The sequence below is a fragment of the Streptomyces sp. NPDC054887 genome (genome assembly GCF_053610585.1).
On record NZ_JBSGYQ010000109.1, the window covers coordinates 1 to 13,655 of the forward strand.

The window sequence follows — 13,655 nt, forward strand, 5'->3', positions numbered from 1 at the left end:
GGATCTCGTCGGTGACCGCGTCCAGCGCGACCGGGACCTGCTCACCGGTCTCCATGTCCTTCAGCTGCACCTGGCCGTCGGCCAGGTCGCGCTCACCGGCGACGATCGTGTAGCGGGCGCCGGAGCGGTTGGCGTTCTTCATGGCCCCCTTGAGGCCCTTGCCGCCGTACGCGAAGTCGGCCGCCACCCCCGCCCGGCGCAGCTCGGTGACCGTGCCGAACAGGACGCGGCGCGCCTCCTCGCCCAGCGGCACCGCGTACACGCTGGTGGTGGCGGGCAGGTCGAGCTCGACGCCCTCCGCTTCCAGGGCCAGCACCGTGCGGTCCACGCCGAGCGCCCAGCCGACGGAGGGCAGCGCGGGGCCGCCGATCATCTCGGACAGGCCGTCGTAGCGGCCGCCGCCGCCCACCGCGGACTGCGAGCCGAGGCCGTCGTGCACGAACTCGAAGGTGGTGCGGGTGTAGTAGTCGAGGCCGCGCACCAGCTTCTCGTCGTCCTCGTAGGCGACGCCCGCCGCGTTCAGCAGCTCGCGCACCTGCTCGTGGTACGCCTTGCACGCGTCGCACAGGTAGTCGCGCAGCATGGGCGCCCCCACGAGCTGCTTCTGCACCTCGGCGCGCTTGTCGTCGAGGACCCGCAGGGGGTTGATCTCGATGCGGCGGCGAGTGTCCTCGTCGAGTTCGAGGTCGCGCAGGAAGCCCTGGAGGGCCTCGCGGTAGACGGGCCGGCACTCCTTGTCGCCCAGCGAGTTCAGCAGGATGCGGAACTCGCGCAGTCCGAGGGAGCGGTACGCCTGGTCGGCGAGGATGATCAGCTCGGCGTCGAGCGCCGGGTCCTCGGCGCCGATTGCCTCGGCGCCGACCTGCGAGAAGTGGCGGTAGCGGCCCTTCTGCGGGCGCTCGTAGCGGTAGTACGAGCCGGAGTACCAGAGCTTGACGGGCAGGTTGCCGCTCTTGTGCAGGTTGGCTTCGAGGGCGGCGCGCAGCACGGAGGCGGTGCCCTCGGGGCGCAGGGCCAGCTTGTCGCCGCCCTTGGTCTCGAAGGCGTACATCTCCTTGCTGACGATGTCGGTGGACTCACCGACGCCGCGCGAGAAGAGGGCGACGTCCTCGAAGCCCGGCGTCTCGATGTAGCCGTAGCCGGAGTTGCGCAGGGGCGCGGAGATGGCCTCGCGCACGGCCAGGAACTTGGCGGAGTCCGGCGGGATGAGGTCGTACGTGCCCTTGGGGGCCTTGAAGGTGCTCACAGGAGGTCTCGTCACATTCCTCGTCGGGGAGCGGCGGCCAGTCCGTTGAGATACGGGTTGGTGGCGCGCTCGCGGCCGATGGTCGTCTGGGGGCCGTGGCCGGACAGCACCACGGTCGAGTCGTCGAGCGGCAGGCACACGCGGGCCAGCGACTCGAGCAGCTCGGCCTGGTCGCCGCCCGGCAGGTCGGTGCGTCCGACGGAGCCGGCGAACAGCAGGTCGCCCGAGAAGAAGACCGACGGGACGTCGGCCTGCTCGGGCATCCTGAAGGTCACCGACCCCTTGGTATGGCCCGGCGCGTGCGAGACGGTGAGGTCGAGGCCCGCCAGCTTCAGTGCGGCGCCGTCCGACAGCTCCTTGACGTCGTCGGGCTCCCCGACGGTCAGTTCGCCCATCAGCGGCATGCCGATCGAGCGGCCGAGCGCCTTCTCGGGGTCGCTCATCATGTACCGGTCGGCGGGGTGGATCCACGCGGGCACGTCGTGCGCTCCGCACACCGGGACGACCGAGGCGACGTGGTCGAGGTGGCCGTGGGTGAGGATCACCGCGACGGGCTTGAGACGGTGCTTGGCGAGTGCTTCCTCGACTCCGGCGGCGGCCTGGTGGCCCGGGTCGATGATCACGCACTCCTCGCCGGCGGCGGGGGCGACCAGGTAACAGTTGGTCCCCCAGGCCCCGGCGGGGAACCCGGCAATAAGCACGATCGTCCTCAATATGTCGTCCGGCGGGAGAAGCCGCTGCCGATTGCAGCAGATCAGAGCCTACCGGCGCCGCTCATCGCACAGCGAACCCATATACGGTACGGGCAGGCTCGGCTCGGCCGGACAGCAGTGACAGACGAGACGTACGAGGAGAACACCGGTGGTCAGCAGCGATCAGCGGCGGCGCCAGCTCGCCCGGGAGAAGTTCGAACGCCAGCAGCAGCGCCGCGCCGAGGCCCGGCGCAAGGCGCGCCGCCGCAACGCCGTGATCGCCTCGGCGCTCGCCGTGGTGCTCGCGGCGGGGGCGACGGCGTACGCGACGGGCGTGCTGGGCGGCGACGACAAGGACGACACGGTCGCCGACGCGACGCCCTCCTCCACGCCCTCGAAGGCGCCCGACCCGTGCGCCGAGCCGGCGCCGGGGTCGGTCAAGAAGCTGTCGTACAAGAAGGAGCCGGCGCTCACCGTCGACAAGTCGGCCACGTACACGATGAAGCTCGACACCACCTGTGGCGACATCACCCTCGCGCTGGACCCGGCGAAGGCGCCGCGCACGGTGAACTCGTTCAACTTCCTCGCGTCCAAGGGGTACTTCGACCACACGAAGTGCCACCGGCTGACGACGAGCGGCATCTACGTCCTCCAGTGCGGCGACCCGACCGGCCAGGGCTCCGGCACCCCCGGCTACAAGCTGCCGGACGAGAACCTGAAGGACCCGAAGCTCAAGGGCGGCGTCTACCCGGCGGGCACGGTCGCCATGGCGAACGCGGGTCCGGGCACCGGCGGGAGCCAGTTCTTCCTGGTGTACCAGGACAGCAAGTTGCCTCCCAGCTACACACCGTTCGGCACCGTCAAGGGCGGTCAGGACGTGCTGAAGAAGATCGCCGGCGCGGGTGAGGCGAGCGGTCAGGGCGACGGGGCGCCGAACGCCACCGTCGTCATCGACAGGGCGACCGTCACCAAGTAAATCCGGAGGTGCGGGATGCGGACAGCCGCCCTGCCGTTCGCCTATGTTGGCGGTGTGCAGGGCGCATGCAGCCCCGCGAAAGAAACTGTGGACGATGCCCGGGGGTGAACAGCCCTCGCAGGCATCATGTGGATGGAGGCGCTGTGAGCAGCGACCCGTGGGGCCGTGTCGACGAGACCGGCACCGTGTACGTGCGTACGGCCGACGGCGAGAAGGTCGTCGGCTCCTGGCAGGCGGGCTCTCCCGAGGAGGCCCTGGCCTACTTCGAGCGCAAGTACGAGGGCCTGGTTGTCGAGATCGGCCTCCTCGAGCGGCGGGTGAAGACCACCGACCTGTCCGCCAAGGACGCCCAGGCCGCGATCGGTCATCTGCGTCAGCAGGTCGACGAGCACCACGCGGTCGGTGACCTCGACGCGCTGAGCAAGCGCCTCGACGCACTGGTGGCGACGGTCGAGGCGCGCCGCGAGGAGCGCAAGGCCGAGAAGGCGAAGCAGACCGACGAGGCGAAGCACGCCAAGGAGGCGCTGGTCGCCGAGGCGGAGGAGCTGGCGCAGAGCGAGCAGTGGCGGGCCGCCGGCGAGCGGCTGCGCGCGCTCGTCGACATCTGGAAGGGCCTGCCGAGGCTCGACCGCAAGTCGGACGACGAGCTGTGGCACCGCTTCTCGCACGCCCGCTCGGCGTTCTCCAAGCGGCGCAAGGCCCACTTCGCCTCGCTGGACGCCCAGCGCGAGGAGGCCCGCAAGACCAAGGAGAGGCTGGTCGCGGAGGCGGAGAGCCTTTCGGGCTCCACCGACTGGGCCGCGACGGCCGCGCGCTACCGCGACCTGATGAGCGAGTGGAAGGCCGCGGGCCGTGCCCAGCGCGAGGCCGAGGACGACCTGTGGAACCGCTTCCGCGGCGCCCAGGACGTGTTCTTCGCGGCGCGCGGCGCGGTCTTCGCCGAGCGCGACGCCGAGCAGGCGGAGAACCTCAAGCTCAAGGAGGAGCTCGCCGCCGAGGCCGAGAAGCTGGTGCCGGTGAAGGACCTGAAGGCGGCCAGGGCCGCGTTCCGCTCCCTCAACGAGCGCTGGGAGGCCATCGGCCACGTGCCGCGCGACGCCCGCCCGAAGGTGGAGGGGCGGATGCACGCGGTGGAGAAGGCTCTCCAGGAGACCGAGGAGAACGAGTGGCGCCGTACGAACCCTGAGGCGCGCGCCCGCGCCGCGGGTCTGACGGGCCAGCTCCAGGACGCCGTCGACAAGCTGCGCGGCCAGATCGACCAGGCGCGCGCGTCGGGCAACAACGCCCGCGCCGACAAGCTCGCCCGCGAGCTCGAAGGCCGGCAGGCGCTGCTGGACCAGGCCCTCAAGGGCCTCCAGGAGTTCGGCGGCTGACATCCCGCGTCACGCGAAAGGGCCCCGGTACGGAGATGCGTACCGGGGCCCTTTCGCGCGGCGCTACGGCCGGCGGGCCGAGGTGACGCGGTAGACGTCGTACACGCCCTCGACCCCGCGCACCGCCTTCAGGACGTGGCCCAGGTGCTTGGGATCGCCCATCTCGAAGGTGAAGCGCGAGGTGGCCACCCGGTCGCGGGACGTCTGGACCGCCGCCGACAGGATGTTGACGTGCTGGTCGGACAGGACGCGGGTGACGTCCGAGAGCAGCCGGGACCGGTCCAGCGCCTCGACCTGGATGGCGACCAGGAAGACGGACGACTGGGTGGGGGCCCACTCGACGTCGAGGATGCGTTCCGGTTCCTGCGACAGCGAGTCGACGTTGACGCAGTCGGCGCGGTGCACCGAGACGCCGCTGCCGCGCGTGACGAAGCCGATGATCGGGTCGCCGGGCACGGGCGTGCAGCAGCGGGCCAGCTTGACCCACACGTCGTCGACGCCCTTGACCACGACGCCCGGGTCGGCGTTCGAGCGGCGCTTGCCGCGGCCGCGTGAGGGCGGCGCGCTCTCCGCGATGTCCTCGGTGGCCGCCTCCTCGCCGCCGAGCGCCTGCACGAGCTTCTGGACGATGGACTGCGCGGTGACGTGGCCCTCGCCGATCGCCGCGTACAGCGAGGAGATGTCGCTGTAGCGCATCTCGTGCGCCAGGGTGACGAGCGAGTCGCCGGTGAGGATGCGCTGGATCGGCAGGTTCTGCTTGCGCATGGCCCGCGCGATGGCGTCCTTGCCCTGCTCTATGGCCTCGTCGCGGCGCTCCTTGGAGAACCACGCGCGGATCTTGTTGCGGGCGCGCGGCGACTTGACGAAGCCGAGCCAGTCGCGGGACGGGCCGGCGCCGGCCGCCTTGGAGGTGAAGACCTCCACCAGGTCGCCGTTGTCGAGGGTCGATTCGAGCGGTACGAGCCGCCCGTTGACCCGCGCCCCTATGGTCCGGTGGCCGACCTCCGTGTGGACGGCGTACGCGAAGTCGACGGGTGTCGCGCCGGCCGGCAGCGCTATGACGTCGCCCTTGGGCGTGAAGACGAAGACCTCGTTGCGGGAGAGGTCGAAGCGCAGCGACTCCAGGAACTCGCTGGGGTCCTCGGTCTCCTTCTGCCAGTCGAGGAGCTGGCGCAGCCACGCCATGTCGTTGACGGTGTCCTGGCCGCGCCCGGTGTTCTTGGGCACGTCGGTGCGGACCTTGGAGGCGCCGGCGACGGCCTCCTGCTTGTACTTCCAGTGCGCGGCGATGCCGTACTCGGCGCGGCGGTGCATGTCGAACGTGCGGATCTGGAGTTCGACCGGCTTGCCGCTGGGCCCGATGACCGTCGTGTGCAGCGACTGGTACATGTTGAACTTCGGCATCGCGATGTAGTCCTTGAACCGGCCGGGGACCGGGTTCCATCGCGCGTGGACGGTGCCGAGGGCGGCGTAGCAGTCCCGGACGGTGTCCACGAGGACGCGGATGCCCACCAGGTCGTAGATCTCCGCGAAGTCCCGGCCGCGGACGATCATCTTCTGGTAGACGCTGTAGTAGTGCTTCGGTCGGCCGGTGACGGTCGCCTTGATGCGGGCGGCGCGCAGGTCTGCCTGCACCTCGTCGGTCACTATGGCGAGGTACTCGTCGCGCTTGGGTGCGCGCTCCGCGACGAGCCGGACGATCTCGTCGTACATCTTGGGGTAGAGGATCGCGAAGGCGAGGTCCTCCAGCTCCCACTTGATGGTGTTCATGCCCAGGCGGTGGGCCAGGGGCGCGTAGATCTCCAGCGTCTCGCGGGCCTTCTTCTCCTGCTTCTCCCGCTTGAGGTAGCGCATGGTGCGCATGTTGTGCAGGCGGTCGGCGAGCTTGATGACCAGGACGCGCGGGTCCTTGGCCATGGCGACGACCATCTTGCGTACGGTCTCGGCCTGCGCGGCCTCGCCGAACTTGACCTTGTCCAGTTTGGTGACGCCGTCGACGAGCAGGGCGACCTGGTCGCCGAAGTCGCGGCGCAGGGTGTCCAGGCCGTACTCGGTGTCCTCGACGGTGTCGTGCAGCAGCCCCGCCATCAGGGTGGCCGGGTCCATGCCGAGCTCGGCGAGGATCGTGGTCACGGCCAGGGGGTGCGTGATGTACGGGTCGCCGCTCTTGCGCTTCTGGCCCCGGTGCCAGCGCTCGGCGACCTGGTAGGCGCGCTCGATCTGGCGCAGCGTCGACGTCTCGATCTTCGGGTCGTTGCTGCGGACGGCCCGCAGCAGCGGTTCGAGGACCGGGTTGTACGGGCTGGAGCGCTGTACGCCCAGTCGGGCGAGCCGGGCCCGTACGCGGTTGGAGGAGCCGCCGGAGGAGCGGGGGGCGGATCCCTGGGCCGGCTTGGCGGCGGGTACGGGCGGCGGGGCGCCGCCGGCGCGCTCGGGGGCGGTCTTGGGCCGGCCGGTGGGCTCGGGGTTCTTGGCGGCGGGGCCGCCGCTCGCGCTCTTGGCCGGGGGGCCGCTCGCCGGGGGGCCGCCCTTCGCGGGCGTGGCCGGCGGGCTCACCGGAGGCGTGGCCGGGCCCGCCGCGGCGTCGGCCGCCTGCTGGTCGGGCCGCGCGGCTGCGGGGTCCCCCGGACGGGAGCTGGGGGAGAGTGGCTGGGCCTCGTCTGGCAAGAGCGCTCCTCGTGCGGGTCCGGGTCCCCCGGTCAGGCCCGGAAAGCCCATGGTAACGATGCCTGGCTTCCGGTTCGCCCCCGGCCTGATACCTGGACCAACGCGGAAGGCGGGTCCCGGAATTCCTCCGGGACCCGCCTCGCGCCTGCGGCCGTACGGGTCAGACCGTGATCAGGGCCTCCAGCGGTGCCCCCCGCAGAGCCGGCTCCAGGCGGGCTCGGCCGCCCAGGAACCCGAGCTCCATGAGGACGGCGACCCCGGCGACCTGGGCTCCGGCCCGCCGGATGAGCTCCAGCGACGCCTCGGCGGTGCCGCCGGTGGCGAGGACGTCGTCGATGACCATGACGCGGTCACCGTCCACCAGGTCCTCGGCGTGGATCTCGATCTCGGCGGTGCCGTACTCCAGCTCGTACGCCTGGCTGAGCGTGGCTCCCGGCAGCTTCCCCGCCTTGCGCACGGGGATGAAACCGAGACCCGCGCGGACGGCGACCGGCGCGGCCAGGATGAAGCCGCGGGCCTCCAGACCGACGATCTTCGTGGCGCCGCAGCGGACGCACAGCTCCGCGAGGGCGTCGGTCAGCGCCGTGAACGCCGCCGGGTCCGCGAGCAGCGGGGTGATGTCCTTGAACATCACGCCGGGCTTCGGATAGTCCGCCACGTCCCGGATACGGCTGAGCAGGAGGTCCTGCGTGGTGGTCGTCATGGCCGCTTCCCCGAGGGCCTGCCCCGGCCGCCGCTGCGGCCGCGGGGCCGGCCGACGACCGCACCGGCCGGTGCGGCGGCGTCGTCCTGCGGCTCGTCGGCGGCGTCGGACTCCTGCCACTCGCCCTTGGCCGTCGCGGCTGCCCGCTTGGCCATGACGCGCTTCTTCAGGGCCTTCATCTGCGGGTCGCGTTCCTTCAGGTCGGCGACGAGCGGAGTGGCGATGAAGATCGAGGAGTACGCACCGGCCGCCAGGCCCACGAAGAGCGACAGCGAGATGTCGTTGAGCATGCCCGCGCCGAGCACGCCGCCGCCGATGAACAGCAGGCCCGCCACCGGCAGCAGCGCGACGACCGTGGTGTTGATGGAACGCACCAGGGTGCCGTTGAGGCTGCGGTTGGCGATCTCGCTGTACGTCCAGCGCGTCTGCTTGGTGATGTCCTTCGACCCCTCCTTGAGACCGTCGAAGACGACGACGGTGTCGTAGAGGGAGTAGCCGAGGATCGTCAGCAGACCGATCACGGTGCCCGGTGTGACCTCGAATCCGACCAGCGCGTACACGCCGACGGTGATGGTGAGGTCGTGGATCAGGGCGATGAGGGCCGCGAGCGCCATGCGCCACTCGAAGGCGATGGCGAGGTAGACGACCACCAGGACCATGAAGATCGCGAGGCCGGTCCAGGCCTTGTTGGCGATCTGCTCGCCCCAGCTGGGACCGACCAGCTCGGAGGTGATGTCGTCCGGCGCGACGCCGAGGTCCTTGGCGAGCTCGTCCTTGACCGGGTTGGCGGTGGAGGTGTCCAGACCGCTGATCTGGATCCGCATGCCGCCGTTGCCGAGCTCCTGCACGATCGCGTCGTGGCCGGACGCCTTCTCGGCGTCCTCCTGGACCTGGGCGACGGAGACGCCGGTCTTCGCCGTGGTGAAGACGGCGCCGCCCTCGAACTCGATGCCCATGACCAGCCCGCGCACCGCCAGGCCGACGATGGCCGTGATGGTGATCAGGATGGAGAGGCCGTACCAGATCTTGCGCTTGCCGACGAAGTCGTATCCGACCTCACCGTTGTAGAGGCGGGCGCCGAGATTTCCGAGTCGGGACACCTCAGGCCTCCTTCGGGTCGATGGGGGCGGAGACGCGACGGGTACGGCGCAGGGGAGGCTGCACGCCGAGCCGCTTCGGGTCCAGGCCCGACCACGGGTGGCCCTGGCCGAAGAACTTGGTGCGCGCCAGCAGCGTCATCAGGGGCTTGGTGAAGAGGAACACCACGACCACGTCGAGCAGGGTGGTGAGGCCGAGCGTGAACGCGAAGCCCTGCACCTTGCCGACGGTCACGATGAACAGCACCGCGGCGGCGAGGAACGACACGAAGTCGGACACCAGGATCGTGCGCCGCGCACGCGGCCAGGCGCGCTCGACGGCGGGCTTGAGCGTACGGCCCTCGCGGATCTCGTCACGGATGCGTTCGAAGTACACGATGAACGAGTCCGCCGTGATGCCGATGGCGACGATCGCGCCGCACACCGCGGGGAGGTTCAGGGCGAAGCCGATGCCCGGGCCGAGCAGCGTCATGATCGTGTACGTCAGGACCGCGGAGACGAGGAGGCTCACGATCGCGACGAACGCCAGGCCGCGGTAGTACGCCAGCAGGTAGACGACGACCAGCGCGAGACCGATCGCACCGGCGATCAGGCCGGCCTTGAGCTGCTCGCCGCCGAGCGCGGCCGTCACGGTGGTGACGGTCTCCTCGCTGAAGGTGAGGGGCAGCGCGCCGTACGACAGGATGTTGGCCAGGTCCTGGGCCGACTCCTGGGTGAAGCTGCCGGAGATCTCGGCGTTGGCGCTCAGGGTCTCGTTGACCGAGGGGGCCGAGACGACCTCGCCGTCGAGGACGATGGCGAACTGGTTCTGCGGGGGCTGCTGCTGCGACAGCTTGCCGGTGATCTTCTGGAACTTCTTGGAGCCCGCGTCCGTGAACTCCATGTTGACTTTCCAGCCGCCACCGCGCTGGGTGTCGATCGTGGCGCTGGCGTCGTCGACGTCCTTGCCGTTGACCTCGGCCGGACCCAGGATGTACTTCTCCCACTCGTCCGCGTTGTTCTTGCCGCAGGCGATCATGGGGTCCTCGGGCTTGACCCCGAGGTTGGCCTGGACGCGCTCGGTCTTCTTCGTGCAGTCCAGAGCCGTGAACTTCTTCTCCAGCGCCGCGGTGGCGGGGTCCGGCGACGGGGTGGCCGACGGCTTGCCGCTCTTCTCGGGGCTCTTCGACGCGCCGTCCGAGGCCGTCGGCGTCGGGGCCTTCTTCAGCCCGTCCGTCACGGCGCGGCCCTGGGTGGTGGCGGAGGCGGAGGGCGTCGCGGTCGGCGTGGTCTTGCCGTCCTCGCCGTCCTTGCCGCTCGCGGAGGGCTTCGGGGAGGGGGAGGCGTCGGGCGTCGGGGTACCGGCGGTGTACGTCACCACCGGGCGGAAGTACAGCTGAGCGGTCGTGCCGACCTGCTCGCGGGCCTGCTTCTCGTTCGTGCCCCGGGGGATGTTGACGATGATGTTCTCTTCGCCCTGGGTCTGAACCTCGGCCTCGGACACACCAAGACCATTGACACGGCGGTCGATGATGCCGACCGCCGTGTTCATGTTGGTCTTGTTGATCGAGTTCGGCTTGCCCGGCTCGGGCTTGGCCTTGAGCGTGATGCTCGTGCCGCCGGCCAGGTCGATGCCCAGACGCGGTGTGAGCTCACCGGTCGCGAACATCCCGCTGGTGAGCGCGACCATGGCGATCAGGATCAGAGCCAGGGCTCGACCTGGCCTGCCCGGAGCCCCCGCGGGCCTGCGGCCCTTCTTCGGTGCTGCCACCTTCTCGTTTCTCCCTGTCCAACCGCCCCCGCGCCGGGTGAGCGCCAAGGCGGCCACGAAGTATGTGGGGCCCAGCCCCGCGGAAGTCGACACGGTCCGGGGACCGGGCGGCGCCCGTGGGCGCGCCGCGGTCCCCGTGCGTGACTACTTCGCGTCGCTCTCGCCGTCGGTCTTCTTGTCCTTCGGCTCGTCGGCGGCCACGTCGGCCGCGTCGTGCGCCTTGTCCGCCTCGTCGGCGTCGTCCTTCTTGCCGAGGTCGATGCGCGCCACGTCGTCGGAGTCCGCGGACCCGGTCAGCGAAGAGGCGTCGTCCGGAACGACCGGAGCGTCGATCTTGAGGGCGCTCTCACCGTGGACGATGCGGTTGTACTCCTCGTCCTCGAGGACGGCGCCGACGGCGTTCTTCGCGTAGACGGCGTGCACGCCCGGCGCGACCTCGAGGAGGATCGTGTCGTCGTGAACTTCCTTGACGGTGGCGTACATGCCCCCGATCGTCCGGACGCCGGTGCCGGGCTGCATCTCGTCGCGCATCTGAGCAGCCGCCTGCTGCTTCTTCTTGGCGGACCGGGTCATCAGGAACATGGCCCCGATGAGCACGATGAAGGGGAGGAGGGTCACGATATTCACGGGACGGAAATTCCTTCGCACGACCGCGCCGGGGAGCGGCCTGATCTACGGGGGTGGGCACGCCGGCCCTGGAAGGGCGGCATCGGCGGAGTCTAAGCGAGTCCGCATCAATGGAACAACGCCCAGCATGGCACCGCGGTTCCTGACAGGGCGACCCTCCGCGCCGTCAGGTCCGTCACGTCCCGAAGAGACCTTGTTGTCCGTTTCCTCCGGTACCCTGCTGCGGCGGTACGAGCCCGAGGTGGGCCCAGGCGGCGGGCGTGGCCACCCGGCCCCTCGGCGTACGCGCCAGCAGCCCTTCCCGTACGAGGAAGGGCTCGGCCACCTCCTCCACCGTCTCGCGCTCCTCCCCCACGGCCACGGCCAGGGTGGACAGGCCCACCGGGCCGCCGCCGAACAGCTTCAGGAGCGCGCCGAGCACGGCCCGGTCGAGGCGGTCGAGGCCGCGGGCGTCGACCTCGTACACCTTGAGGGCCGCGGCGGCGATGTCGCGGTCGATGACGCCGTCGGCCTTGACCTGGGCGTAGTCGCGGACGCGGCGCAGCAGCCGGTTGGCGATGCGCGGCGTGCCGCGGGAGCGCCCGGCGATCTCGGCGGCGCCCTCCACGTCTATCTCCAGGTCGAGGAGGCGCGCGGAGCGGTGGATGACCCGCTCCAGCTCGGCGGGCTCGTAGAACTCCATGTGGCCGGTGAAGCCGAAGCGGTCGCGCAGCGGGGGCGGCAGCAGACCGGCCCGGGTGGTGGCACCGACCAGGGTGAAGGGGGGCAGCTCCAGCGGGATGGCGGTGGCTCCGGGGCCCTTGCCGACGATCACGTCGACGCGGAAGTCCTCCATGGCCATGTAGAGCATCTCTTCGGCCGGGCGGGACATGCGGTGGATCTCGTCGAGGAAGAGGACCTCGCCCTCCTGGAGGGAGGAGAGGATCGCGGCGAGGTCACCGGCGTGCTGGATGGCGGGGCCCGAGGTGATGCGGATCGGTGCGTTCATCTCGGCCGCGATGATCATCGACAGCGTCGTCTTGCCCAGGCCGGGGGCGCCGGAGAGCAGCACGTGGTCGGCGGTGGCGCCGCGCGCGCGGGCCGCCCGCAGGACCAGGTCGAGCTGCTCGCGGACCTTCTCCTGGCCCACGAACTCGTCGAGGTCCTTCGGGCGCAGCGCCGCCTCGACGGCCTGGTCCTCGCCGTCGGGGCCGGAGCCGACCAGCCGCTGGTCGATGTCGGGTCCGGTGTCGTCCCAGTTCATGTACGGATCTCTCGAATCGGGGTCAGCGGGCGCGGTTGAGGGTCTGGAGGGCTGCGCGCAGCAGTTGCGGCACGGGCGGCCGGCCGCCGTCCGCGAGCGCCGCCTCGGCCTGCGGGGCGACGGCCGCGACCGCCTCGTCGGCCTCGCGCGACGCGTAACCGAGGCCGATGAGCGCGGCGTGCAGCTGCTCGCCCCAGGGCGCGGGCCCGGACGCGACGCGCTGCGCGCCGACGTGGCCGCCGGTGCCCAGCGGATCCCCGAGACGGCCCTTGAGTTCGAGGAGCAGCTTCTGCGCGCCCTTCTTGCCGATGCCGGGCACCGCGGTGAGCGCCTTCTCGTCCCCGGTGGACACCGCGAGGCGCAGCGCGTCGGGCGAGTGCACGGCGAGCATGGCCTGTGCGAGCCGGGGGCCGACGCCGCTGGCGCTCTGGAGCAGCTCGAAGACCTGCCGCTCGTCGTCGTCGGCGAAGCCGTAGAGGGTCAGCGAGTCCTCCCGTACGACCAGGGAGGTGGCGAGCCGCGCGTCCTGGCCCACGCGCAGGGTGGACAGCGTGCTGGGCGTGCACTGCACGGCCATGCCGATGCCGCCGACCTCGACGACCGCCGTGGTGGGGGCGAGTGCGGCGACCGGGCCGCTGACGAACGCGATCATCGCGTGACCTTCCGTACGGGGATGCGGGGCGCGCGGGCCGCGGCGTGCGCCTGCTGGAGGCGGTTGACCGCGGGGGCGCGCCAGATGTGGCAGATGGCGAGCGCGAGGGCGTCGGCGGCGTCGGCCGGTTTCGGCGGGGCGTCGAGCCGCAGCAGCCGGGTCACCATCGCTCCGACCTGGTCCTTCTCCGCCCGGCCGTTGCCGGTGACCGCCGCTTTGACCTCACTGGGCGTGTGCAGGGCGACGGGCAGCCCGCGCCGGGCGGCGCAGAGCATCGCGACCGCGCTGGCCTGGGCGGTGCCCATGACCGTACGGACGTTGTGCTGGCTGAACACCCGCTCCACGGCGACGTATTCGGGCCGGTGCTCGTCGAGCCACGCCTCTATGCCGCGCTCGATGGCGACCAGCCGGTCCCCCAGCTCGGCGTCGGCCGGAGTGCGCACGACGCCGACTCCGAGCATCCGCAGGGGACGGCCGGCGACGCCCTCGACCACGCCGACACCGCACCGGGTCAGCCCCGGGTCCACGCCCAGTACGCGCACGACGCCCCTCCCCTTCGATCACCTGTTTGTGCAGGCTATCGGGTACCTGTGACAACAGCGGCGGGCCGACGGGTTTGTCCCGTCGTC

General features: G+C 71.0%; 12 protein-coding genes. 2 read left to right on the forward strand and 10 right to left on the reverse strand.

All coding sequences use genetic code 11. From position 1 onward, the window contains the following. Window positions 1-1,246, reverse strand: a 1,246-nt coding sequence (gene hisS / locus ACWGH0_RS33450; protein ID WP_453408034.1) for a histidine--tRNA ligase, incomplete at its 3' end; no start/stop codon positions are given. 11 nt (window positions 1,247-1,257) lie between these two features. Continuing rightward, window positions 1,258-1,947 carry an MBL fold metallo-hydrolase gene (locus tag ACWGH0_RS33455; protein ID WP_453408035.1) on the reverse strand — a complete coding sequence of 230 codons (690 nt, stop codon included), beginning with the start codon at window positions 1,945-1,947 and terminating at the stop codon, window positions 1,258-1,260. Window positions 1,948-2,107: 160 nt separating this feature from the next. Here ACWGH0_RS33455 and ACWGH0_RS33460 point away from each other — a divergent pair, with 160 nt between their 5' ends. Beyond that, window positions 2,108-2,914: a peptidylprolyl isomerase gene (locus tag ACWGH0_RS33460; RefSeq protein WP_453408036.1), complete on the forward strand. Its 807-nt coding sequence runs from the start codon at window positions 2,108-2,110 to the stop codon at window positions 2,912-2,914. Window positions 2,915-3,057: 143 nt separating this feature from the next. Further along, entirely contained in the window at window positions 3,058-4,287 is a 1,230-nt protein-coding gene (locus ACWGH0_RS33465) for a DUF349 domain-containing protein (protein ID WP_453408037.1), read from the forward strand. A gap of 63 nt (window positions 4,288-4,350) precedes the next feature. Here ACWGH0_RS33465 and ACWGH0_RS33470 read toward each other — a convergent pair whose 3' ends face one another. The 8 genes from ACWGH0_RS33470 to ruvC form a co-directional block, all read right to left on the reverse strand. After that, window positions 4,351-6,954, reverse strand: coding sequence for a RelA/SpoT family protein (locus tag ACWGH0_RS33470; RefSeq protein WP_453408038.1), 2,604 nt, complete (start codon window positions 6,952-6,954; stop codon window positions 4,351-4,353). A 160-nt stretch (window positions 6,955-7,114) separates the two neighbouring features. Further along, a complete protein-coding gene (locus tag ACWGH0_RS33475) occupies window positions 7,115-7,657 on the reverse strand; it encodes an adenine phosphoribosyltransferase (protein WP_453408039.1) in 543 nt (180 codons plus the stop codon). Further along, entirely contained in the window at window positions 7,654-8,757 is a 1,104-nt protein-coding gene (gene secF, locus ACWGH0_RS33480; protein WP_453408040.1) for a protein translocase subunit SecF, read from the reverse strand. The genes ACWGH0_RS33475 and secF overlap by 4 nt, the downstream gene beginning before the upstream one ends. Before the next feature lies 1 nt (window position 8,758). Next, window positions 8,759-10,504, reverse strand: a complete 1,746-nt coding sequence (gene secD, locus ACWGH0_RS33485; protein ID WP_453408041.1) for a protein translocase subunit SecD — start codon at window positions 10,502-10,504, stop codon at window positions 8,759-8,761. Between the two features lie 144 nt (window positions 10,505-10,648). Beyond that, entirely contained in the window at window positions 10,649-11,131 is a 483-nt protein-coding gene (gene yajC / locus ACWGH0_RS33490; RefSeq protein ID WP_453408042.1) for a preprotein translocase subunit YajC, read from the reverse strand. A 175-nt stretch (window positions 11,132-11,306) separates the two neighbouring features. After that, window positions 11,307-12,374, reverse strand: coding sequence for a Holliday junction branch migration DNA helicase RuvB (gene ruvB, locus ACWGH0_RS33495; RefSeq protein ID WP_453408043.1), 1,068 nt, complete (start codon window positions 12,372-12,374; stop codon window positions 11,307-11,309). Window positions 12,375-12,396: 22 nt separating this feature from the next. Beyond that, window positions 12,397-13,026, reverse strand: coding sequence for a Holliday junction branch migration protein RuvA (gene ruvA / locus ACWGH0_RS33500; RefSeq protein ID WP_453408044.1), 630 nt, complete (start codon window positions 13,024-13,026; stop codon window positions 12,397-12,399). Next, window positions 13,023-13,568, reverse strand: a complete 546-nt coding sequence (gene ruvC, locus ACWGH0_RS33505; protein WP_452812293.1) for a crossover junction endodeoxyribonuclease RuvC — start codon at window positions 13,566-13,568, stop codon at window positions 13,023-13,025. Before ruvC ends, ruvA begins: the two co-directional genes overlap by 4 nt. Window positions 13,569-13,655: the final 87 nt, after the last annotated feature.